Source organism: Ruminococcus sp. RTP21198st1_G1_RTP21198_201120 (genome assembly GCF_040924265.1).
Lineage (GTDB): Bacteria > Bacillota > Clostridia > Oscillospirales > Ruminococcaceae > Hominimerdicola > Hominimerdicola aceti.
Window position 1 is genome coordinate 1 of record NZ_JBCOMH010000024.1, and the last position, 23,939, is coordinate 23,939.

The 23,939-nt window shown below is 40.3% G+C and carries 17 protein-coding genes and 1 pseudogene; 15 read left to right on the plus strand and 3 right to left on the minus strand.

Features of this window, described 5'->3' with window-relative positions; translation table 11 throughout:
* Positions 1 to 232 precede the first annotated feature (232 nt).
* Entirely contained in the window at positions 233 to 1,180 is a 948-nt protein-coding gene (locus AB5627_RS13110) for an N-acetyltransferase (protein ID WP_302837587.1), read from the plus strand.
* 297 nt (positions 1,181 to 1,477) lie between these two features.
* On the opposite strand, the gene AB5627_RS13115 is transcribed toward AB5627_RS13110, so the two are convergent.
* From AB5627_RS13115 to AB5627_RS13125, 3 genes are read right to left on the minus strand one after another with little or no spacing between them, the layout of a single operon-like run.
* A complete protein-coding gene (locus AB5627_RS13115) occupies positions 1,478 to 2,380 on the minus strand; it encodes a hypothetical protein (protein ID WP_022286498.1) in 903 nt (300 codons plus the stop codon).
* Positions 2,381 to 2,393: 13 nt separating this feature from the next.
* Positions 2,394 to 3,149: a class D sortase gene (locus AB5627_RS13120; protein WP_022286497.1), complete on the minus strand. Its 756-nt coding sequence runs from the start codon at positions 3,147 to 3,149 to the stop codon at positions 2,394 to 2,396.
* 3 nt (positions 3,150 to 3,152) lie between these two features.
* Positions 3,153 to 3,755, minus strand: coding sequence for a hypothetical protein (locus AB5627_RS13125; RefSeq protein ID WP_022286496.1), 603 nt, complete (start codon positions 3,753 to 3,755; stop codon positions 3,153 to 3,155).
* Between the two features lie 384 nt (positions 3,756 to 4,139).
* Here AB5627_RS13125 and AB5627_RS13130 point away from each other — a divergent pair, with 384 nt between their 5' ends.
* The 14 genes and pseudogenes from AB5627_RS13130 (at position 4,140) to AB5627_RS13195 (ending at position 23,938) form a co-directional block, all read left to right on the plus strand.
* Entirely contained in the window at positions 4,140 to 6,215 is a 2,076-nt protein-coding gene (locus tag AB5627_RS13130) for a glycoside hydrolase family 3 C-terminal domain-containing protein (protein ID WP_368369892.1), read from the plus strand.
* Between the two features lie 86 nt (positions 6,216 to 6,301).
* A pseudogene (locus tag AB5627_RS13135) lies at positions 6,302 to 6,591 on the plus strand (MATE family efflux transporter); the annotation flags it as partial.
* Entirely contained in the window at positions 6,586 to 6,861 is a 276-nt protein-coding gene (locus tag AB5627_RS13140) for a hypothetical protein (protein WP_265290950.1), read from the plus strand. The pseudogene AB5627_RS13135 and the gene AB5627_RS13140, both read left to right, overlap by 6 nt.
* 214 nt (positions 6,862 to 7,075) lie before the next feature.
* Entirely contained in the window at positions 7,076 to 8,569 is a 1,494-nt protein-coding gene (locus tag AB5627_RS13145; RefSeq protein ID WP_022286494.1) for a polysaccharide biosynthesis tyrosine autokinase, read from the plus strand.
* A 19-nt stretch (positions 8,570 to 8,588) separates the two neighbouring features.
* A complete protein-coding gene (locus AB5627_RS13150; protein ID WP_022286493.1) occupies positions 8,589 to 9,293 on the plus strand; it encodes a CpsB/CapC family capsule biosynthesis tyrosine phosphatase in 705 nt (234 codons plus the stop codon).
* Between the two features lie 110 nt (positions 9,294 to 9,403).
* Entirely contained in the window at positions 9,404 to 11,512 is a 2,109-nt protein-coding gene (locus tag AB5627_RS13155; protein ID WP_368369893.1) for a polysaccharide biosynthesis protein, read from the plus strand.
* Positions 11,513 to 11,663: 151 nt separating this feature from the next.
* On the plus strand, positions 11,664 to 13,703 hold the full coding sequence (gene recJ / locus AB5627_RS13160) for a single-stranded-DNA-specific exonuclease RecJ (protein WP_278643808.1): 2,040 nt from the start codon (positions 11,664 to 11,666) through the stop codon (positions 13,701 to 13,703).
* Between the two features lies 1 nt (position 13,704).
* Positions 13,705 to 16,095, plus strand: a complete 2,391-nt coding sequence (locus tag AB5627_RS13165) for a bifunctional (p)ppGpp synthetase/guanosine-3',5'-bis(diphosphate) 3'-pyrophosphohydrolase (protein WP_242989196.1) — start codon at positions 13,705 to 13,707, stop codon at positions 16,093 to 16,095.
* A gap of 13 nt (positions 16,096 to 16,108) precedes the next feature.
* Positions 16,109 to 16,753, plus strand: coding sequence for an MBL fold metallo-hydrolase (locus AB5627_RS13170; protein ID WP_022286489.1), 645 nt, complete (start codon positions 16,109 to 16,111; stop codon positions 16,751 to 16,753).
* Entirely contained in the window at positions 16,750 to 18,207 is a 1,458-nt protein-coding gene (gene hemZ, locus AB5627_RS13175; protein ID WP_117892016.1) for a coproporphyrinogen dehydrogenase HemZ, read from the plus strand. The genes AB5627_RS13170 and hemZ overlap by 4 nt, the downstream gene beginning before the upstream one ends.
* On the plus strand, positions 18,191 to 19,546 hold the full coding sequence (rlmD, locus tag AB5627_RS13180) for a 23S rRNA (uracil(1939)-C(5))-methyltransferase RlmD (RefSeq protein ID WP_265290945.1): 1,356 nt from the start codon (positions 18,191 to 18,193) through the stop codon (positions 19,544 to 19,546). The genes hemZ and rlmD overlap by 17 nt, the downstream gene beginning before the upstream one ends.
* A gap of 277 nt (positions 19,547 to 19,823) precedes the next feature.
* Positions 19,824 to 20,702: a hypothetical protein gene (locus tag AB5627_RS13185; protein WP_265290944.1), complete on the plus strand. Its 879-nt coding sequence runs from the start codon at positions 19,824 to 19,826 to the stop codon at positions 20,700 to 20,702.
* 28 nt (positions 20,703 to 20,730) lie between these two features.
* Positions 20,731 to 20,889, plus strand: coding sequence for a hypothetical protein (locus tag AB5627_RS13190; protein ID WP_265290943.1), 159 nt, complete (start codon positions 20,731 to 20,733; stop codon positions 20,887 to 20,889).
* A 136-nt stretch (positions 20,890 to 21,025) separates the two neighbouring features.
* Positions 21,026 to 23,938, plus strand: a complete 2,913-nt coding sequence (locus tag AB5627_RS13195; protein WP_265290942.1) for a type I restriction endonuclease subunit R — start codon at positions 21,026 to 21,028, stop codon at positions 23,936 to 23,938.
* Position 23,939 lies beyond the last annotated feature (1 nt).

Sequence of the window (23,939 nt, forward strand, 5' to 3'; positions counted from 1 at the left end):
GGTATAGCTCAGTTGGTAGAGCAGCGGTCTCCAAAACCGCGTGCCGAGGGTTCGAATCCTTCTGCCCCTGCCAGAGTTGAAAGGCAGGTGAATGATATGAATATTCGTAACAGAGAAATCGAAAATATCTATCATTCACATTGCTTTGTGTTCTAACTTCTTTTGTGAATAATGAATTTAAGTGTTTTCGATTTTTCGGGAACACTTTTTTTATTTATGAAATGAGGATTTTATGGATACAAAAAATATTGAGATCATAACCATAAGAATAAGCGAATACTTGTCAGATAAGCTTGCTTTGCAAATTTCCAAAGCACTTTGGGGACAACGTGATGTTGCAGAGTTGAGAAGTACGCTTTTTTGGTTTAAGTCAGAAACGGATTACTTTAATGTGATAGCACAAAGCAGTTCAGACGATTTTGTGGGACGGCTATGTTGTATACAAAATATTGATGACCCTACACTTTGGTATTATGGTGATCTGTTTGTTGTTGAAAACCACCGTCGCAAGCATATTGCGGAGAAAATGATTACAACAGCCTTTGATGTACTGAAAGACAAGGGCTGTAAAACTGTACGAACTTATGTTGATCCACAAAACACATCGTCACTTGAGTTGCAGAAAAAGCTTGGCTTTACTGAAAAACCATATCAGACGTTTAATGATCTGATAAATAATGGTGACCTGATGTTTGAAAAGCAGTTTGGACAAATTTACAACGCTGTGACTGTACGAGAAAAACTTGATGTAAAGATAGTAGCCAATCTTTACAACAGAAATTTGAAGGCTTTACACGGTGATAAAATATCCTATGACGAGTGGTGCAAGTCGATTTTGAATAATGATACAGATGAGGAAAATTTTCTGATATGTCGAGGACTAATGCCTGTTGCCTGGCTGAAAATCAACGGACTAGAAAACGCTGAAGTTGGTTATATTTCAATGCTTGCCGTTGAGCCAAAATATCAGTATTATGGCGTTGGAACATTTGCGGTCGAGTTTGCTAATTGCTTTTTGCATGACAAAGGTAAAAGATTTGTTCGAGTGCAGACCACTGCTGATAATTTATCTGCTATAAGGTTGTATAAAAAATGTGGTTTTGTTGAAGTTAGCAAAACACAAGATTTTTGTGGAGATGAAACTGAATTATGCAAAGTCATGTTTGAAAAGCATATTTAATTATATTGGTTTTAAAAGAATCCTCTCCAAAGCATTCACTTTGGAGGGGACAACTATATACTTTTCTGCGGCTTTTTAACGTCCATCATGACTTCTTTAAGACATAACTATCATTATAATAAGTTGCCTTGCCAAAAATCTTTTCCATCTTCTTTTATATACCTATATCAACGAACTGCATATATCGTAATATTATTATAACGTTTTAATCATATTTTTAAACTATTGACGACTATTAAATGGAATTGTTTCCTCTATAAAAAACAGACCCCTATTTAAAACAGGGGTCTGATAAATTTAGCATTTTTCTTTCTTTTTGAACTTTGTCAAATTGATTATCAACGCAAAAAGTGCCATAAAAAGAACTGCCACTATGAGAGTAACTGTCGATAATTTAATAAGGCTGTCAGTTAAGCCATACATGGATCTTGTGAGTGCATTATACACAGTGTCATTATGTATCGCAAGCCCGTCATAATATTTTGTACCCTTTAGGATAGCACACGGAACAAGAATGAGCATTGAGGAACAGAAAAGTGAAGTGCCAACCCAATAAAGCAAACCGCCTATATGCTTTCTGTTCACTGCTGCCATAACGCCTATAAATATAACAGCCGTTGCAATAAGAGCTATCCTTATTTTTCTCGCAAGCACAAGCAGATCTTTAAGCTTTGTGGAAATGCCATTAGGTTTATTTATATGGCTCAAAAGCATAACGTCAAGGTCGGATTCAATTGCCTGTTCCACATTTTTTATTGTCTTCTGCTTTATGTCTTCAAGTTCCTGAGAATATTTAACGCCTTCTTTTTCAGCCCATTTTGTATAATCGTCTGAGATATTCTTTTCAAGAAGCGTAAAGTCTGCCTTAAACTCAGGAAGTCCACTCTTTTTGCCAAGAATATAACTGAAAGTATCTTCAACATAGCTATAAATAGCGTTTGATACATCAGTTTTGTTAATCGACTTCTTCAGGGTATCAGCTTCAACACCAGTGTAGGCATATTGTTGTTCACAATATGTCTGTATCTCTTCGAAAGCCGTGTCCTCGATTTTTATCTTGTACATACTGTTCGTATAGGTTGTCGGTTCAAAGAAAATATTGTCTGCCGCAAACAGAAGTGACAGCGCAAGGAATATAAACGCCAAAAACAGCGAGATTATCAGATTAGGCAGGTAGTTGTATAGTTTTTTGTTTTTCACAGATCTTACCCTCCTAATTCTTATATTCTTTGCTTACGACTTTGCAAATAACATATAGCCTCTGATCTGAAAGACCCATATATCCATTGTTCCAGCAAGTGTAGAGTATCAGATCATCTACAGGTGGATCTGCGGTCACGTCATAATACAAAAGGGAAGTATCTGTATCTGGAAGTACCTTAGTTTCTGTGACCTCATAAGTAAATTTGCCATAATCTGTTTTTAGTATCACTTGATCACCCACTAGAATATTAGGTAAATATCTGAAATAAGTGTGGTTATGTGCCGCAAGGACAACTCTGCCTGTAGCACCTATATATGCAGAATAGTTAGATTGCACAACCCCTTTTGCTAGGAGATCATCAGAGTCTCCCCAGTAAACAGGCTCTTTGTCAATGCCTGCCTTATCATTCTTTACGGTCAGCTCGGCATATTTGTCGCCGTAATACGGATAGATTATCTCATGCTGTTCCGTCTTATTTTCAGAATCTGGCACTGTGACTTTTGTTAATCCCTTCATAGGCAGTGCGTCTGCATTTCTGTATTTATTATCCTCTGATGGGTTTTTCAAATGAGCGTTCTCATTGAACGCTATTGCTGCATATCCTTGCAGCTCTATGAATTTTTTATAACTTACCAGCGTCATGATAGACAAACAAAGAGCCAAAACTAAAAGAGGCGTCAAGACCATTACAGCCACTGACGTCCTCTTATTTTTTTTCAGTTTGTTTGCGTCAGACGAGGAAGCTTTAACCTCTTTCCTGACCATATCTTAGCACTCTTTGTTCTTCTTAACAGCTACTGTAATACCAAATGCACTAAGAGCAAGTGTAAGAACCGCAGCAACCTGAACAGCTGTCATGCTGTTTGCACCAGTATTAAGTGAACCGTTACCTGTGTTTGTTCCAATGTTTGTATTGCCATCTGAATCAACAACCTGAACGTTCCAATCCTTGCTTGTAAGCTCGTCTACCTTGATAGTGACACCAAAGTGTTTACCTGTAGCTACGCAAGCATCAGCAATAGCCTTTCTGCTATCCTCGCCCATTTCCTTAAACACCTGTCTAAGCTGATCGTTTGTTAGTGAAGCAAGATCTGTTCCTGCACCAAAAAGCTTGTCAGCAACAGGCTGAACATATGTAGCACCACAATCAGAGAGAGCCTTTACCATGTAATCATAGTCAGCAGAGCTGAACTTTGAAGCGTGAGAATCAAGGTAGTTCTTAAGCTCTGATACATGGTTAGAAGGAACACCTGCTGATTTAGCTGCAGAAACAACATCGGCAGAAGAAGCTGCTGATGCGCTTACAACCATTGTTGAAGCAATGATGAACGCAGTAACAGAAGCCGAAATTGACTTAAATATCTTTTTCATAACACCTATCACCTTTCGTAATATTTTCTTATAACAATATTATACACTATTAAAATTCGATTGTCAATATTATTATTGGTATTTTTTTCAGAAAAAAGCAAATATTTTTACGTTAATTTGAAATAGTTATGTATAAGTGCGTATATGCGCTATTTCATGTGATTGTATATTGTTGGAAAATGTAAAAGATCCTCGGCATTCTCAAACAAAAGACTTATAACATTACTGTATTGGTGCTTTTATGATTTGTGTCAAAGCTGATCTCAAAGCATTTAGATATAATTTCTACATTAATTATTATAATTATACGCCTTGACACGATATCATGCCAAGGTGTATAATCTTTATGTATGATATAATTGATATAATGTGCAAGGAGGATATATGAAAAATTATCTCAATGAAAGCCTTTCAGCTCAGGAAAGAGCTGAAGCACTTGTAAATGAAATGACCGTGGAGGAGGCGGCTTCACAGCTTAGATATGATGCTCCTGCTGTTGAGCGGCTCGGCATTCCTGCCTATAACTGGTGGAATGAGGGTATCCATGGGCTTGCACGAAGCGGTGTTGCCACCATGTTTCCACAGGCAATAGGTCTTGCGGCTATGTTTGACACCGACCTTGTGTTCAAAGTGGCAGATATAACCTCCACAGAAGCTCGTGCCAAGTATAATGAGTATTCAAAGCGTGATGACAGGGATATATACAAAGGTCTTACCCTTTGGGCACCTAATATAAATATTTTCAGAGATCCACGCTGGGGCAGAGGTCATGAGACTTACGGTGAAGACCCTTATCTTACCGCAAAGTGCGGCAAGGCATATGTAAAAGGCTTGCAGGGCAGTGGCAAGGTACTGAAAACTGCCGCTTGTGCAAAGCATTTTGCAGTACATAGCGGACCGGAGGCTGTTCGCCATGAATTTAATGCAGAGGTTAATTGGAAAGACCTTGAAGAGACCTATCTTTATGCCTTTGAGGAGCTTGTGAAAAAAGCAAAGGTCGAGGGTGTAATGGGTGCGTATAACCGTGTGAATGGCGAGCCGTCATGTGCTAGTGAGTTTCTAATGGGCAAGCTCGACAAATGGGATTTTGATGGCTATTTTGTTTCTGATTGCTGGGCAATAAGGGATTTCCACGAACACCATATGGTGACGTCTTCTCCTGTAGAGTCGGCCGCAATGGCACTTAAAGCAGGCTGTAATGTGAACTGCGGTTGTACGTATGTACACCTGCTTTCTGCTCTTGATAAGGGGCTTGTGACAGAAGATGAAATCCGGGCTTCCTGTGTTGCTCTTATGAGAACTCGCATAAGACTTGGCATATTTGACAAGTCAACGGAATATGACAACATACCATACAGCGTTGTTTCCTGCCCTGAGCATAAAGCTGTATCTTACCAGTGTGCAGTGAAGTCCATGGTGTTGCTCAAGAACAAGGGCATTCTTCCGCTTGACAAAAAATCAATATCAACTATCGCTGTAATAGGTCCAAATGCCGACAGTAGAGCGGCTTTAGAGGGCAATTATAACGGCACAGCCGACAGGTATGTTACTTTCCTTGAGGGTATCGAGGACGCATTTGATGGCAGGGTGCTTTATGCTGAAGGCTGTCACTTGTATAAGGACAGAGTATCGGGTCTGGCACAGGCAGGGGATAGATACGCCGAAGCTGAGGCGGCGGCGGCAAATTCTGATGTTGTGATACTTTGCGTTGGTCTTGACGCCACTATTGAGGGCGAGGAGGGCGACACAGGTAATGAGTTTTCATCAGGTGACAAGAACGATCTAAGACTTCCTGAAAGTCAGCGTGAGCTTATAAAGCGTGTCGCAAAGATCGGCAAGCCTATGATAGTGGTATGTGCGGCAGGAAGCTCAATAAATGTCGAGCATGATTGTGACGCTCTTATCCACGCATGGTATCCGGGTTCAGAGGGCGGCAAGGCTATTGCAGATATTATTTTTGGTAAAGTGTCGCCATCAGGAAAACTGCCTGTTACATTCTATAATAGCGCCGACAAGCTACCTTGCTTTACTGATTATGCTATGTCTGATAGAACATATAGGTACACAAGAGATAACATTCTTTATCCATTCGGCTATGGTCTTACTTATGGAGATGTTGTTGTTACATCGCTTAGTTATAACGATGGCAAAGTCAATGTGGAGGTAGAAAATAACGGTGCCGATACTTGTGATGTTATCGAACTTTACATTAAATCACATTGTGATAATGCTCCGGCTTATCCTGTGCTGTGCGGCTTCAAGAGAATTTTTGTCAAAAAAGGTGAAAAGCTTGATGTTGAAATCAAAGTACCTGACAAAGCTTTCACAACAGTGTCAGATATCGGCGAGAGAAAACAGTTTGCAAAGGAATTCACCCTCTATGTTGGTACGCATCAGCCTGATGAACTTAGTTGTCAGCTTAGTGGTACAAACTGTATGAGTATCGAGATAGAACGATAATGAAAAGAGATCTTACAAACGGCAGTATCATAAGCTTGCTTCTTGCTTTTTCAAGCCCGATGATACTGTGAAATCTGCTCCAACAGGTGTATAACATTTCCGACACATTTATTGTTGGCAGATTTCTTGGCGAAAATGCCCTTGCGGCTGTGGGCGGCACATACACCCTCACGACTTTTCTTTATCCGATCATAATAGGTCTGTGCATGGCTGTGACTCGCTTGTTTCTTATTGTTTCGCTGAAAGAAATGAACGCCGCCTGAAAGGCTGTCTGAACATATCATCTCTGATCATAGGCTCTGTTACTTTGGTGACAGAGCCTATCACATTGTGCTTTTCCAATGAGATTTTGAAACTTTTGCATACTCCAATGAAAATAATGTTGTTGACATCTGATTATGTTAGAATTATCCTGTCAGGTGTGGGACTTTGCTTTTACACTCTTGCCAAAGAACCTCTTTTGCGACTATCCTTCATGAAAAAATCTTGGAAGGATTGCAGCTTTGGTGAAGTGGTGCGAATGCCGACCGCTGCCTCAGTTCAGCAATCTGTCATGAATTTCGGCATACTTATGATACAAGGACTGGTAAATAGTTTTGGAACGGCTGTAATGGCGGCTTTTACAGTAGCCGTTCATAATTGTTAAATTAAGCTGTCAGCTTATATGATTTTCCGACAAATACTTGGCTGATTTAGTTTATCTTATTGTATGTTATAACAAAAAACCAATTTTTTGTTGAAATACAAAAAAACGTATCGTTTAAAGTTGACTTTTTGAATAGAATGTGATAAAATTATTATTGTACGGTTTATTTTTTGGGAAAATAACGAAAATATCAACAATAGGGTGAATAATTCAAATGAAAAAAAATTACACTATCAAGGATCTTCTGGTACTTCTTCTCGGAAAGGTTTGGTATATCGTTGCCGCTTCAATAGTGTGTGCGATACTGGCCCTTTTTGTATCAAAATTTGTTATGAGTAAGCAGTATCAGTCACACGTTTCAATGTATGTTAAAAGTGCTGATAATCAATCAACGGGTCAGGATAAGACTAATGTTGACTTACAGGATATTAACGCTTCAAAGTCATTGGTACAGACCTACATTGTTATACTTACTGATGACCCGGTAATGAACGAGGTAAGCGATAAGCTTCTTGAGATGTATACTCCTGAACAGCTTGCTCCTTATTTTACTGTAACGAGCGGCAGGGTTTCAAATGACGGCCTGAGAAATGCTTATAGCATGACCGCTGTAAATCAGACAGAGGTACTTCAGATAACTGCCACAACAACCAATGCAAAGCTTTCTTCTGATCTTTGTAACATAATGGCTGACGTCGCTCCAAGCTTTCTTATAAGAGTTATCGGTGCAGGCTCAGTTGAAAAGATAGGTGATGCTGAAGTTTACAATACACCTGTTTCTCCTAACACCACTAAAAATGTTGCCCTTGGCTTTGTTGGTGGCTTGATGGTGGCTGTTCTAGTGATACTTGTTATCGACTTCTTTGACAACACTGTAAAGAATTCTGATGAGCTTGGCGACATTTATCAGAAGCCTATCGTTGGTGAGATAATGAATATTGGCGGAAAGACTTCTAAAAAGGATGAAGGTTCTTCTGCTGACAGAAAAAAACAGCTTCTGTTCAATAATAAGGATATACCATTTAATATTGTAGAGAACTACAAAACAATGCGTACAAACCTTATGTTTACACTTTCTACAACACGAAATAAGATAGTTGTCGTTTCTAGCCCTAATCCAAGTGAGGGTAAGTCTGTAACAGTTGCAAACCTTGCAGCTTCAATGGCTGAAACAGAAAATAAGGTACTTCTTATTGACGCTGATATGAGAAGACCTGTTCAGCACAGAAACTTCAAGTTAAAAAACAATGTTGGACTTTCAACAATACTGAGTGGTGAAAGCACATTTGATAAGTGTGTGCATGAAACCAAGAATGGCAATTTTGCTGTTCTTACATCAGGCGTTTTGCCTCCAAACCCGTCAGAGCTTCTTGCTTCTGAGAAAATGCGTGAATTGCTTGAATATGTTCAGCATAAGTATGATTATGTTATTGTCGACGGAACCCCGTTGCTTCCTGTAACTGACGTAATGAGCCTTGCAGACGAGGTCGCAGGCGTTCTTCTTGTGGCAAGATATGGCAGAACTACATATCAGGAGATAGAGGAGTCTATGAAGAAGCTTGAGATAGGCGATTGCAATCTGCTTGGGTTCGTTCTTAATGATATTTCCGCAAAGAACGGTTCTCATTACGGATACAAGTATAGCTACAAGTATAAATATGACTACAGCTATAAATACGGTGGGAAGGATACTTCTGCCGAAAGTTAAATGACATGGAGATGTTAGATTGACTACCGATTATCACAGCCACATACTGCCGAATATTGATGACGGCTCTGACAGCATCAAAACATCACTTAAAATGATAAAAATGATGAAACAGCAGGGCATAGGTATAATTGTGGCAACACCGCATTTTTATATGCACAGGGAAGCTTCTTTAGACAGTTATCTTGTCAAACGGCAAAATGCTTATGAGAAGCTCATGGCATCTGACCCTGCCGTGAAGGATATACATATTGGTGCTGAGGTGGCTATAGAAAAGGGCATCAGCGTATTAGGAGAACTTGAAAAGCTGTGTATCAGCGGAACAAGACTTATTCTTCTTGAACCACCCTTCACCCAGTATAACAGTTGGATCGTCGAGGAGATAGACGAAATAGCAAATTCTCGAAGGCTTATTCCGATAATCGCCCATGTACATAGATATATGGGCGTTTATTCAAAGTCAGATCTGAAAAGTCTGATGTCTGTGGATGCAGTTTTTCAGATAAATGCAGAAGCTTTTGAGCATTTTTCCTCTAGACGTTTTGTTAATAAGCTTATTTCAAGTGGCAGAGATTTTGTCTTTGGAAGCGATGCTCATAATCTTGATGATAGAAAACCTAATTTTGATCTTATAGCTAAAAGATCTGGAAGTGAAAATATAAGACGTTCTGATAAAGTACTCATGTCTGCTATGGCTGACGAAGAAAGAATGTTTGCTTTTTAAGTATAGAAAAAATATTGATGATATTATAAATAGCCTGCACTGTGCCATTGAGGGGTGGCCATGGTGTGATCTTATTCATTGCTTTAATTGAGCGGAGGTATGTTTTATTTATGGAGAAAACAAGTGAAAACACAGTTCAGGTGTGGAAAAACAAAAAGATAAAACATTGGATGCTTATTGCATTCTTTCTGTGTTTCTATGATATTGTTGCCGTAAATCTATCCTACATTTTCGGACTTTTCATCAGATTTGACCTTACTTTTTCTGCAATACCAAAGGAGTATATGCTTGCCTATGTAAAGTTTGCTCCAATATATACAGCTTTCTGTGTTGTGGTGTTTTTTGTGTTCAAGCTTTATAATAGTTTGTGGAGATTTGCTAGCATTGGCGAACTGTCAAGGATATTTTTGGCCTCGATAGTTACTACCATATTCCAGACTGTTGGTATAACATTACTCTTCATGAGAATGCCTGTGGCTTACTATATAGTAGGAGCGGGAACTCAGTTCGTGCTTATAACAGCAGTGCGTTTTGCCTATAGATATGTTACCCTTTTAAGAGCAAAACAGGTAACAAATCAGGTGGCAGTGCATAATGCAATGGTCATTGGTGCAGGTGCTTCGGGTCAGATGATCCTTAAAGAGCTTACGATGTCAGAACGTGCAAATGCAAGACCACTCTGCATAATCGATGATAACCCAAATAAGTGGGGAAGAAATATCGGAGGAGTTCCTATCGTCGGTGGCCGTGATTGCATTATGGAAAGCGTCAAAAAGTATAATATTGATCAGATCCTTTTTGCAATCCCAACTGCATCACCCGAGAACAAAAGGGATATCCTTAATATTTGTAAGGAAACAGGCTGTGAGATGAAACAGCTTCCGGGCGTTTATCAGATAACAAATGGTGAGGTGCTTCTCAGCAAGATGAAGCCTGTTGCGGTCGAGGATCTGCTTGGAAGAGAGCCTATCAGAGTAAACATGGACGAGATATTCCAGCACCTTAAGGGTAAGACCATTTTGGTAACAGGTGGCGGTGGCTCTATCGGAAGCGAGCTTTGCCGACAGATAGCAGGTCATGAGCCTAAACAGCTTATAATATTTGACATTTATGAAAACAATGCTTATGAAATAGAGCAGGAGCTTAAACGTAAATATGGCAGTAAACTCAATCTTGTGACGCTTATCGGCTCTGTTCGTGACAGCAGACGTATCAATGACGTTTTTGAAAAATACAAGCCTGATATCGTTTATCACGCTGCAGCACATAAGCACGTTCCGCTTATGGAAACAAGCCCTAATGAAGCTATCAAAAACAATGTTGTTGGTACATACAAGACAGCCTATGCCGCTTTGAAGCATGGCACAAAGAGGTTTGTGCTTATAAGCACCGATAAGGCTGTAAACCCTACTAATATTATGGGTGCAAGTAAAAGACTCTGCGAAATGGTCATCCAGAGCATGGACGCTATCAGCAAGGCAGGCAGAACTGATCTTCTACCTATGCTCCATGCACACGTTGATGAAATGACAGACGGTATGCTTGAGAACGATCCGATAGACGAGATAGCTGTTGATAATATAGAGAGCAGTGAAGCGGTTAAGATCGAAAGCGTTGGCAATAAGGACAGAAATGGCACACAGTTTGTTGCAGTTCGTTTTGGAAACGTTCTTGGAAGCAACGGCTCTGTAATCCCACTGTTCAAAAAGCAGATAGAAGCAGGCGGTCCTGTTACAGTTACTCACCCTGATATCATAAGATATTTCATGACTATACCTGAGACTGTGAGCCTTGTTCTTCAGGCAGGCACATACGCATGGGGCGGCGAGATATTTGTCCTTGATATGGGTGCGCCTGTGAAGATAGACACACTTGCGAGAAATCTTATCAGACTTTCAGGATATAAGCCTGATGTAGATATCAAGATAGTTTACTCAGGTCTGCGTCCTGGCGAGAAGCTTTTTGAGGAGAAGCTTATGGCAGAGGAGGGCATGATGAAAACGGATAATGAGCTTATCCATATCGGAAAGCCTATACCGTTTGACACAGAAACGTTCCTTGGTCAGCTTGGGGAGCTTGCTCGTGCAAGCTATAACAATGACGAAAATATCGTTGAAATGGTCGAAAAGATCGTTCCAACATTCAATCCTGTAGGTGATAAACCAACAGGTAATGAAAAATATGGCAGAAACGATGTTGCAGTTTCTGCGGCAAAATAATAAAAGATCCATATTTCAGCACTGCGGGGATTTCTGCGGTGCTGTTTTTATCCCTAAAATTTCACACTTTTTCTTGATGCTACTTGAAAAAAGGCAGTTTATGTGGTATAATGAATAATGAATGTAAATTTGCGTAAAGGACTATTTCTATATGAAAAAATGGAGAATAAACAGACCTGACCCTGTGAAAACTGCAGAGTTTATGAACAAGTGTGACTTGAAAAGCCTTACCCTAGACGTCATGACTTCAAGGGGTTTCACTGACTTTGACAGCCTTGCTGATTTTTTTAAAGGCGAAGAACTTAGTGATCCTTTTCTTATAAAAGATATGGCTATAGCCGCCGAGGTGATAAACAAGGCGGTTGATCAGTATGACCTTATTTGTATTTACGGTGACTATGACTGCGATGGAGTTACGTCCACCACTATACTTTACAATTATCTTGAAAGCATGGGCGCAAACGTTATGTACTATATTCCTGAGCGTGAGGCTGGATATGGCATGAACATGGAAGCTATTGAAATGCTTGCAGAAAAGGGTGTTAAGCTTATCGTCACTGTGGATAACGGCATTTCCGCGGTTGAGGAAGCTGAACGTATTGCAGAGCTTGATATGGAACTTGTTATCACAGATCACCACCAACCGCCTGAGAAGCTTCCGAGGGCAAGGGCTATTGTTAATCCGCATCGTGCAGATTGTCCTTCGTCATACAAAGACCTTGCAGGAGTTGGTGTAGCTTTCAAGCTTTGTGCTGCACTTGACGGTGGCAGTTACGACACTGTTATGGAACAGTATGCCGACATTTGTGCTATCGGTACAGTTGCGGACGTTGTGCCACTCACAGGGGAAAACAGAACTATTGTTAAGCGTGGTCTTGAATATCTTGCAAACACCGAAATATTGGGACTAAACTATCTTATAGATAAAGCAAAGCTTGATAGAAATGCTCTTGACTCAACAGGCATTGCTTTTAGGATTGCCCCTGTTATAAACGCTTCGGGCAGATTTGGCTCACCACTTACAGCGGTAAAAACACTTCTAAGCGAAGACCCAGAGGACGCTGAAAATTATGTTGACACTCTTTTAAATCTTAACGCCCAGCGCAAGCAGACGGAAACAGAGATAATGACAGAAATAGTAAACCATATAAACGCTCACCCTGAAACTCTTGACCATAGAGTGCTTGTGCTTTCAGGCAAGGGCTGGCACCACGGAGTTATTGGCATTGTTTCTTCACGCATTTTGGAATTTTACGGAAAGCCAAATGTTATAATCTCCATTGATGATGATGGAAACGCACGAGGCTCTGCGAGAAGCGTAAAGGGCTTCAATATATTCAAGTGTTTTCAGCATTGCGGAGAGCTGCTTGATAAATTTGGTGGACATGAGTGTGCAGGAGGTCTGTCGCTGAAGGCTGAGAACATCGAAAAGTTCACTCAAATGGTGTATGAATACAGCGATCCTATGGAGAAATTCCCTAGCGTTGAGCTTATAGCGGATAAGCTTCTTATGCCACAGGATATCAACCTTGATAATGTAAAGGGTCTTTCAGCAATGGAGCCTTTTGGTGCAGAGAATCCAGCTCCCGTTTTTGCAATGCTTGGAGTAAGAGTAGATAAGATAATACCGCTGTCACAGGGCAAGCATACAAAGATCGAGTTTTCATACGGAAGCTATAGAGGACAGGCTCTTATTTTCTCCCTTGCACCTGAAAAAGCTTGTTTCGCAGTTGGCGATAAGCTTGATATGCTCGTGGAGCTTGGAATAAATGTGTTCAATAACCGTGAGTCCATATCCATAAGAGTTATCGACCATAGATTGAGTGGAGTAAAGCAGGAAAGATATTTTGCGGCAAAGGATTGTTATGAAAAGCTCATGCGCGGGGAACAGCTTCCTGCAAGTTTTATAAGAAAAATAATCCCGACAAGGCAGGAGCTTATCGGTGTATATAAATACATAAGTGCAGTTAAGAATATTACGTTGGATAATCTTTTCATGAAAATATCAAGCGACAGCATGAATTATTGCAAACTGCATATTTGCGTTGATATTTTCCGTGATAGGGGTCTTATCGAGTTCAGACCCGCAACTATGAAAATAAGCTACGTTGTGCCGAAACAAAAGGTAAATCTTGAGGACTCTGAAACTCTTGTTAAGCTGAATGAAATGCTTGGAAAGGCAGGTAACTAAAATGTCAGATAAAGAGAATATTTTGCTTGATCCTGCTGAAATGGATAAGATAGAAAATATGCCTGAGATAAAAACTGTCAGTGAAGAAGATCTTCCTGCCGAATCCGAGGTTAAAGAGCAGTTTGAAGAAAAGCCTGCTCCTACGGCTTCGCCTGACTATACCGACGCTGTGCCTGAAGCTTCAAAGCCTGAGCATATAGGTGAGAGGTCGGTGTGTTCCATTGATGCACTTATTCAGAAAATACTTGATGGCGAGAGGCAGTACGATCTGTCAAAAATCGTTTCCGCCTATGAACTTGCTGAAAAGTATCATCACAATCAGAAAAGAGAGTCTGGCGAGCCGTATATAACCCACCCTCTGTCTGTTGCATATATTCTTTTGGAGCTTGGCATGGATACTGATACTATTTGTGCAGCACTTCTTCATGACGTTGTGGAGGACACTCCATGCACTCTTGAAGAATTACAGAAGAATTTTGGCTCAGACGTTGCAATGCTTGTAAATGGCGTTACAAAGCTGAAAAAGGTAGAAACTTTCACCAAAGACGAGCAGAAAGCTGAGAATATCAGAAAAATTCTTCTTGCAATGAGCGAGGATATTCGTGTTATTATCATAAAACTTGCAGATAGACTTCACAATATGCGTACTCTTAATTATTGCAAAGATTCAAAACGCAGAACTATCGCCCATGAAACAATGAACATCTATGCACCGATAGCTCACCGCCTTGGAATACGCTCAATTAAAGATGAATTTGAAGATCTTGCTTTTTACTATCTTGATCCTTATGCTTATGCCGAGATAGACGAGCAAATGCAGCTCAGAAAGGGCAGCCGTGAACAGCTTGTTGAAAACATCAAGCACAAGATACATGACAGGCTTGAAAAGGATTTTGACCCTGTTCCCCTTATCGAGGGTCGAGTTAAAAGCAATTATGGTATTTATAAAAAGGTATATCGTGACGGCAAGGAGATAGACCAGATATATGATCGTTATGCCGTAAGAATTATCGTCAATACAGTTACCGAGTGCTATAACGTACTTGGCATAATCCACGATATGTTCAGACCTATCCCAAACAGATTTAAGGATTATATTTCCACGCCTAAGGCTAATATGTATCAATCTCTTCACACAACTGTTATCGGCAGAGAGGGAATACCTTTCGAGGTTCAGATAAGAACATGGGAAATGCACAGAACGGCTGAATATGGCATCGCAGCTCACTGGAAATATAAAGAGGGCGTAAGGGGTAGCTCAAAGGACGATCAGCGCCTTGCATGGATAAGACAGATAATCGAGTCACAGCAGGAGTCAAACGACGTTGAGGAGATAGTAAGGGCTATCAAAAATGACCTTGCCCCTGAGGACGTTTTTGCTTTCACTCCAAAGGGCGATATGATAACACTGCCTGTCGGATCAACTGTTATCGACTTTGCTTACGCTATCCACACACAGGTGGGTCATAAGATGTGCGGCGCAAAGGTAGACAAGAAAATGGTGTCTTATGATTATCAGATAAAAACAGGCGAGATAATCGAGATACTTACTACCAACGTTGAAGGTCATGGCCCAAGCCGTTCATGGCTTAATATCTGCAAGACCAATGAAGCCAAATCAAAGATACGTTCATGGTTCAAAAAGGAAAGACGAGAGGAAAATATCTTTGAGGGCAGAAATGCTCTTGAAAGAGAGTTCCGCAGAAATAATATAAGAGTGCCTGAGGAAGAACTTGAGGACTTTCTCAAAATGGATATGCACAGACACAGCTGTGATACCCTTGACGACTTCTTTGCAGCTATCGGCTATGGTGGAGTTCAGCTTTCAAAGGTGATGCAAAGGCTGAAATCTGAGTATAATAAGAAATATGGTGAAAAGGCTCAGCCTGATACTTCTGACCTTGAAAATAAGATAAAGACTTCTAAAAATTCCACCGGTGTTATCGTTGACGGCATCGACAACTGCGCTATCAAGTTTGCACAGTGCTGTAATCCGCTTCCAGGTGACGAAATAGTCGGCTTTATCACGAGAGGTCACGGCATATCCGTGCATAAAAAGGATTGCGTGAACTATCTTTCGCAGAAAGATGATCCTGAAAATGCCGCTCGTTGGATAAATGTTAAGTGGGAAAGTTCTGAAAAGCATACTGGCTATTTCAAGTGTACTTTGGATATTGTTGCGGTTGACAGAATAGGTCTGCTGGCAGACGTTTCGTCAGCGCTTGCAATGATCAATATTTTTATCTATGAGTCAACCTCAAGGGAACTGAAAAACGGCAATGCAATGCTTTCCGTAACTGTCAGCATTGCAGGAATGGAACAGCTCAACAATGTTATAAACAAGCTTCAGAAAATAAAGAACGTTATTTCTGTTGAAAGAAGCGGTAAATAAGAAAGGACATATAATGAAAATATATAGGCTCAAACCATTGAGTGTTTGTGAAACGAACAGCTATATTGTTGCAAGCGAAGAAAATAACTGCGTTCTTATCGATGCACCTGCCGACCCCGATTATATTCTCGGTGAGATAGAGAGTCACGGTCTTACGCTTAAAAAGATCTTTCTTACCCACGGTCATTTTGACCATATCGGTGCTGTGGCTGACCTTGTAGACAGGACAGGCTGCGAGGTGTATATCCACATTATGGATAAGCCTAAGCTTACAGATGACGCAGGAATGCTTGCTAATCTTTTCAGAATAAGAGGACACAGAAATTACACAGGCAAGGTCAATGTGTTTACAGAGGACGATATACTAAAGCTTGACGAGCTTGAATTTGACGTATTGGAAACGCCGGGACATACAAGCGGTTCTGTTTGTTTCATATGCGGCATGAATATGTTTTCGGGAGATACCCTATTTTCAAGAAGTGTTGGCAGAACTGACATGCCTGATGGAAGCAGCCCAGCCCTCATGAAGTCGCTTATGAAAATAGCTGACCTTGGTGGAAATCTAACTGTTTATCCTGGTCACATGAATGTCACGACACTTGACGCTGAGAGAAAGTATAACCCATATCTCAGGCAGGCTGCGGAGGCTTTGAAATGACTCTGATATTCAGCGGCAACGATTATAAATATGAGCTTGAGGGAGTAATGAAGCTTTTTATCCCTGCAACGCTCTTTACCCACGTTTTTTCTGACAGCATAGATACAGAGGACGATTATGTGTTCGCTCAGAAAAAGGATAACGCTGACAATGTTTGTTTGAGCGTTAAGGTGAGATATGACGGCAAGACTTGTGAAAAAGAGGAGTTTGTGCATTTTGAAAGCGACATGGAACTTTCGCTGTCAAGACTTCTTTTTAAGGCAATGAGCGAGATAACAGGCATTGTGCCGAAATGGGGCGTTATAACGGGAATAAGACCTGTGAAGCGTGTGAATGATATGCTCAGTGAGGGCATGAACAAGGCGGAGATATTTAAAGCCATGGAGAGCAGATATCTTTGCAGCGAAGAAAAGTGCGATATTGCATACAAAACTGCTATAACCCAGAAGCCTGTCCTCGATGAGCTTGAAAAGGACAGCTTTAGTCTTTATGTGTCAGTGCCGTTTTGTCCCACAAGATGCTCCTACTGTTCTTTCGTTTCGCAATCTATCGAGGGCTGTATGAAGCTTATCCCTGAGTACGTGAACAAGCTGTGTGAGGAGATAGTTTATACTGCGAAGATAACGAAAAAGCTTGGTTTAAAGCTTGACACCGTATATTTTGGCGGCGGCACTCCTACCACGCTTACTGCTGCTCAGCTTGACAGAGTTATGAAGGTCATTGCAAACAGCTTTGATATGTCAACTGTCCGTGAATACACTGTTGAAGCGGGAAGACCTGACACCATAACTGAAGAAAAGTTGAAGGTGCTTAAAGCAAACGGCTGTGGCAGAGTATCTATAAATCCACAGACTTTGAATGACAGCGTTCTTGAGGCTATTGGCAGAAAGCACACAACTGCACAGTTTTTTGATAGCTTTGACCTTGCAAGAAAAGTTGGTTTTGACTCTATAAATACTGATATAATCGCAGGTCTGCCAACAGACACAGTGGAGAGCTTTGAGAATACCATTGATAAGCTTATCGAGCTTGCTCCTGAGAATATCACTGTACACACACTTTCCATAAAGCGTGCGGCTAGGCTAAATCACAGTGGCGACAGGGAAGTGCTGAAAAATCCAGCCGATAAAATGGTAGAGTATGCCACAAAAAGACTTCTTGAAAGCGGCTATCTGCCTTATTATCTCTACAGACAGAAAAATATGCTTGAAAATCTTGAAAATATAGGCTGGACAAAGCAGGGTCACGAGAGTTTGTATAATATCTATATAATGGAAGAGGTTCAAACCATTCTTGCAATGGGTGCAGGTGGCTCGACAAAGCTTGTTGACAAAGAGGGCGGACGTTTGGAGCGTGTGTTCAATTACAAATTTCCGCTGGAATACAATAAGCATTTTGAGCTTATGCTTAAGCGAAAAAATGAGATAGAGGAATTTTATGCTAAAGAAAAATGAGATTATCAGGCTTGAAATAAGCGGTATGACAAATGAGGGCAACGGAGTAGGAAAGCACGAGGGCATTGCTGTTTTCGTGCCTTTTACTGTTATTGGCGACGTTATCGAATGCAGGATAGTCAAGGTCTGCAAAACGTATTGCTATGGCATTATCGAAAATATTGTAAGTCGTTCGGTTGAAAGAACGAAGAACGATTGCCCTGTGTATTCAAGGTGTGGCGGTTGTTGTTTTCGTCACATGAGCTATGAGGAAGAATGCCGTGTAAAAGAGCAGTTCATAAAGGATTCATTTGAGCGTATTGGTAAGCTTTATCCTGAATATGACAGATTTGAGGGTTGTAAACAGCTTGTTGGCTATCGTAACAAGGCGCAGTACCCTGTAGCAGAGCAGGACGGCAGGGCAGTTTGCGGATTCTATTCAAGGCGTTCTCATCATGTATGCGATCACACTGATTGTGCATTACAGCCTGCTGTATTCAAGGCAATAGCCGATGAAATAATGGCTTATGTGAACAAGCGGAAGATAAAGGCATACAACGAGGAAACGGGAAGCGGTCTGCTCAGGCATATTTATCTCAGGCGTGGCGAACACTCAGGTGAGATAATGGTCTGTCTTGTTATAACCGACCTTAAAAAGCGTGGCGTATTTGATGTGCTTGTGGGTGAGCTTTGCAAAAAATATGCTGATATAAAGAGTATAGTTTTCAATGAGAATAGCCGAAAGACCAACTGTATACTCGGACAGAAGCTTGTTACTGCGTATGGAAGCGACACGATACACGATACCATGTGTGGAAATGATATAGAGATATCACCGCTGTCATTTTATCAGATAAATACAATTCAGGCGGAGCGGCTTTATGAAATTGCCGCAGATTATGCTCAGCTGACAGGAAAGGAAACTCTTCTTGATCTTTACTGCGGTGCAGGAACGATTGGTTTGTCAATGAGCAAAAAGGTGAAAAAGCTCATAGGTGTTGAGATAATACAATCTGCAATAGACAATGCAAAGCGAAATGCCGCAGCAAACAATCTCACAAATGCGGAATTTATATGTGGTGACGCAGGAAAGATAGCAGAGATACTTTACAGCCGTGGCGAGCGACCAGATGTGATAATAGCTGACCCTGCAAGAAAGGGCTGCACTAGGGACGCACTGGAGTACATGGCAAAAATGTCCCCTGACAGGATAGTTATGATATCCTGCAATCACGCTACTGCTGCTAGGGACTGTGCTGTGCTGGAAGAGTTGGGGTATAAGACGGTCAAGGTCAAGGGCGTGGATCTGTTTGGTAGGACGGGGCATGTGGAGACGGTCTGTTTGCTGTCAAGAAAATAAAATCAAGTGCTGAAAAGTGGCGTATTTCCGGGCTTTTTTTGAGATTAGGCAATAGCTCATGAAAGTCCGTATTTCTTATATTGAAACATATCTACTGTAAAAACGATCAGAGGGTTTAGGCTTTGGATTAGATGTCGTGGGTTGTGGCACTAGTATAAATGTTATCTAGGGTGCAAACTCAATTTGAGTGAGTGATTTAGATGTTGTCTAATCCGGCAACTCGACTGTTGGCAATATAGCAGGCAGTGGATTAGATGTTAAAGAAGGAGGAAAGTATATGATTGATACAAAGGAAAGAATAGCACGTTCAAATATTTACAGCATTTTCGGGAAAATTATGAATAGATTCATTGACAATAACGATGATGGTGAAGTATTGCTTAAAAAAGCAGGATTATCATCATTTATAGAAGAATATGAAAATAGATTATGTCCTTATTGGTATAACAGAGGTTATCAAAACAGAAATGACCAGTATAATCCAGAATACACATGTATGTCTATCTGTGAGAAAATAGAATCCGATGAAACAGCGTTGTTAAGATTTTTAAACACAATTTTGGAAAGTATTCATCAGATAGATGAGCAGCAGTATGAGAAGTTAACGAACTACCTCAATGTAATTGGATATGAGTTGCTTGAAACTGTCGAGGAGGATGATTATTACGAAACAATAAATTATTCTCTTATTCCTGCTTCTGGTGGTGCGCAGCAAAGAAATGCAGATGTTACATATTTACGTTCTATGTTAGTAACGCATCATTCAGATTTGGTAATTCTTTACGATGAAGCTATTTCAAATTTTGGTTCAGGTCAGTATGTAAGTTGTATCGAAAACTGTAGGTCGCTTTTTGAGAACTTTTTCAAAAAATTAGATACAGTTAATAATGATTATATTAAAGGCATTCTGAATGCAACTGGTGAGACAATTATTGAGAACGGAGCACAGCTTACATCTATAAAGAAAATATATACATATTGGATTACAAACAAAAAAGGTGCAAACAGATTCCGTTTATTTCAGACCATGTATAGTGTGAAGTCTGGATTGGGAACACATCACGAAGATGTCGCTAGCAAAGAAGATGCATTATTGTTATTACGATATGTAGAAGACTGCTTGTTGTGGTGTTTTAGAAAAGGTATTAATTGCTAAGTGAAAAACTTGGAGGAAGGTAAAAAATATGATTTCTGAAGAATTAAAATTGATTGTGGATAAATTCAATGAACAGGGAAAAATGAATTTTCTAGAAGAAACCACAAAAGCAAAAGCACACGGTTTGAGCCTGTCTGCGTTTTTCAGATTAGCTGCTGATGAATACATGAACAATCACAATTGGTAATACATGTATGGATAGATATGTGGAATGGAATCCGCAGTAGTAGATTTTGTGGTTATGTTGGTAACTCGTAGAGTTATCCATATATCCATCAAAATAGATATAAAGTATATATAGAAAAGAAGGAGCATACCAAAGTATGGCACATACTTCTGAATACGAAGTTGAAGATATTTTCATAGACCGTTTAGAAGGTATCGGATACAAATTCATAAAATTAGATAACTATGATGATGTGCTTGCCAATTTCCGTGAACAGCTTGCAAAGTTCAATGCAAAGAAGCTGGCAGAAAAAGGACATGATGCATCATTTTCAGATGCTGAGTTTAACCGCATTATAATTCATGTAGATAATCATTCTGTGTATGAATCAGCAAAGATTCTTCGTGATAAATATGTGTTACAGCTGGATAATGGAGAATCAGTGTATATTGATTTCTTCTCAGGTGATACAGATAGAAATATCTATCAGGTAACACATCAGGTCACAATGGACAAGGCACACAAAGACGATGTAGTTTATAAGAATCGTTATGATGTGACTGTCCTTATCAACGGTTTACCGCTTGTACAGATTGAATTGAAACGCCCCGGCGTGGAAATCAACGAAGCAATCAATCAGATTAACAGATACAGAAAGTTTTCTTTCAAGGGTATTTTTAGATATTTGCAGCTGTTTGTAGTCAGCAATTCTGTACAGACGAAGTATTTCTGTAATGAGAATGAGATGATGGACGGTCAGTACAATCCAATCCTGAAATCTCTTGTATTCTTCTGGACAGATGAAAAGAATACACGTATCAATGACCTGAACACATTCACAGGTGAATTTTTCCGTAAATCAGCTATTACAGAGATGATGGATAAATACATGGTCATTAAGACCACGGAGCCTGTATTGATGGTCATGAGACCATATCAGATTTACGCTGTAAAGGCTGCAAAGAAGCGTGTACTGGAAGTAAATCAGAATGGTTATGTATTTGCCTGCACAGGTTCAGGAAAGACGCTGACATCATTCAAGCTGGCACAGCTTTTGCGTGATGAATTAATGGTAGATTTGGTCGTATTTTTGATTGACAGAAAAGACCTTGATGACCAGACCGTTGATGAATACAACAGTTTTGAAAAAGACTGTGTAGACAATACGGACAGCACTGCTGTACTTATCAGCATGCTGAAATCATCTGAGAAAAAGATGATTGTCACAACAATTCAGAAAATGGCAAATGCTGTTAAGAATCCAAAATATGCAGCTGTAATGGATGCATACAAGAATAAGAAGGTTGTATTTATCATTGATGAGTGTCATCGTTCCCAGTTCGGAAAGATGCATGGTCAGATTGAAAAGCATTTTGAAAGAGCAAATTACATCGGATTCACTGGAACACCGATTTTTGAGAAAAACAAGGGTGCGGATGGTCGTACCACAGCTGATATTTTCCATGCAGGAGATAAGCTGGATTCATGCTTGCATAAATACATGATTAAGGATGCGATTGCAGACGGTAACGTGCTTAGATTCTCAGTAGAGTATCAGCGTACCATCTTTGCAAGGAATCTTGCTGTAAAGGGTATTGACCCGGAACAGCTGGATGACCCGGAATACTGCAAGCGTCATAAAATCGACATGGAACCTCTGTACCATGATGATGAGCGTATTGCTGGCATTGCAAAGCATATCTTTGAGCATCATGAACAGCATGTGCATCCACAGGGAAAGGATATTTATACAGCACTGTTCGCAGTGGATAAGATTCAGACCCTTGGAAAGTATTATGATGAGTTCAGGAAGATGAACGATGCGGTACCAGATGATAAGAAGCTGAAAGTGGCTGCAATCTTTTCCTATCAGGCAAATGAAGATATGGATGATGGTGCAGATGAACATTCACAGGAACTTCTTGACCGCTGTATGCAGGACTACAATGCTTTATACAATACAGCATTTACGATTGATACATTTGATGCATACAGAAAAGATATTGCAAAGAGATTGAAACAGAAGGATTTACCGCAGGTTGATATTCTCTTGGTAGTTAATATGTTCCTGACCGGATTCGATGCAAAGCCATTGAATACGCTGTATCTGGACAAGAATCTTATCTGGCACTCACTTGTACAGGCATATAGCCGTACAAACCGTGTAGATAAGGTGACAAAGCAGTTTGGACAGATTGTATCATACAGAAATATCAAGCAGTGGCAGGATGATGCACTGGCACTATTCTCCGGTGACGGAGACCCGAATGAATATCTGCTTGAAAATTATGAGTATTATCTGAATCAGTGGGTAAATCAGGAACCTGTTCTGAGAAAGATTACAGCGGATGTGGATGCAGCTGGACAGCTCAAGTCAGAAGATGAAATCCGTATGTTTATCATTGCGTTCCGTTCAATGGCAAAGACCCTTGCCACTTTGAAGACATTTTCTAAGTTTGACTGGGATGACCTTGCTGTTGTGATGGATGAGAATGAATACGAAGGATTCAAGAGCTGGTATCTGTATTACAAAGACCAGACACACAATCCAAATCCTAAAGTACCTGTACCAGTAGATGTGGATTTCGATATTGAGCTTGTCCGTACTGACCGTATCAATGTCGTGTATATCCTGAATCTGCTGAAAAATGCGAATACTCACGACAAGACAGAGGAAGAAAAGCAGCAGGATGTTGATTTGATTCTGCGTGAGATTGAGCGTTCCGATAATGAATCATTGAGACTCAAAAAAGAGGTCATGAGACAGTTCATTATGACTAGATTCTATGATTTGTCAGAGGATGCAGATATCATGGAAGCATTCACTCAGTTCGAGAAAGAGCAGATGAAGGCTGACATGGAAGAATTTGCGTTTGATAACAAGATTGATTACATGATGGTGTCAGAATTGTTTACGGAATATGTGTTCCACGGTACGATTTCAGATGATGATATACGTAAGAGATTGACGGCATACAAGCTGGGTCTTCTGAAAATGACGAAGCTGACAAAATCAGTGAAGACATTTGTAACAGAGACCTATAACAAATATAAAGCAGAGGGAGAATAAT

Bases quoted from the DNA above. Each gene is read 5' to 3' on its own strand.
- AB5627_RS13125 (WP_022286496.1), bottom strand. From the start codon at position 3,755: ATGAAAAAGATATTTAAGTCAATTTCGGCTTCTGTTACTGCGTTCATC.
- hemZ (WP_117892016.1), top strand. From the start codon at position 16,750: ATGACTCTGATATTCAGCGGCAACGATTATAAATATGAGCTTGAGGGA.
- AB5627_RS13190 (WP_265290943.1), top strand. From the start codon at position 20,731: ATGATTTCTGAAGAATTAAAATTGATTGTGGATAAATTCAATGAACAG.
- AB5627_RS13130 (WP_368369892.1), top strand. From the start codon at position 4,140: ATGAAAAATTATCTCAATGAAAGCCTTTCAGCTCAGGAAAGAGCTGAA.
- AB5627_RS13170 (WP_022286489.1), top strand. From the start codon at position 16,109: ATGAAAATATATAGGCTCAAACCATTGAGTGTTTGTGAAACGAACAGC.
- AB5627_RS13195 (WP_265290942.1), top strand. From the start codon at position 21,026: ATGGCACATACTTCTGAATACGAAGTTGAAGATATTTTCATAGACCGT.
- AB5627_RS13185 (WP_265290944.1), top strand. From the start codon at position 19,824: ATGATTGATACAAAGGAAAGAATAGCACGTTCAAATATTTACAGCATT.
- recJ (WP_278643808.1), top strand. From the start codon at position 11,664: ATGAAAAAATGGAGAATAAACAGACCTGACCCTGTGAAAACTGCAGAG.
- AB5627_RS13110 (WP_302837587.1), top strand. From the start codon at position 233: ATGGATACAAAAAATATTGAGATCATAACCATAAGAATAAGCGAATAC.
- rlmD (WP_265290945.1), top strand. From the start codon at position 18,191: ATGCTAAAGAAAAATGAGATTATCAGGCTTGAAATAAGCGGTATGACA.
- AB5627_RS13140 (WP_265290950.1), top strand. From the start codon at position 6,586: ATGAAAATAATGTTGTTGACATCTGATTATGTTAGAATTATCCTGTCA.
- AB5627_RS13165 (WP_242989196.1), top strand. From the start codon at position 13,705: ATGTCAGATAAAGAGAATATTTTGCTTGATCCTGCTGAAATGGATAAG.
- AB5627_RS13155 (WP_368369893.1), top strand. From the start codon at position 9,404: ATGGAGAAAACAAGTGAAAACACAGTTCAGGTGTGGAAAAACAAAAAG.
- AB5627_RS13145 (WP_022286494.1), top strand. From the start codon at position 7,076: ATGAAAAAAAATTACACTATCAAGGATCTTCTGGTACTTCTTCTCGGA.
- AB5627_RS13120 (WP_022286497.1), bottom strand. From the start codon at position 3,149: ATGGTCAGGAAAGAGGTTAAAGCTTCCTCGTCTGACGCAAACAAACTG.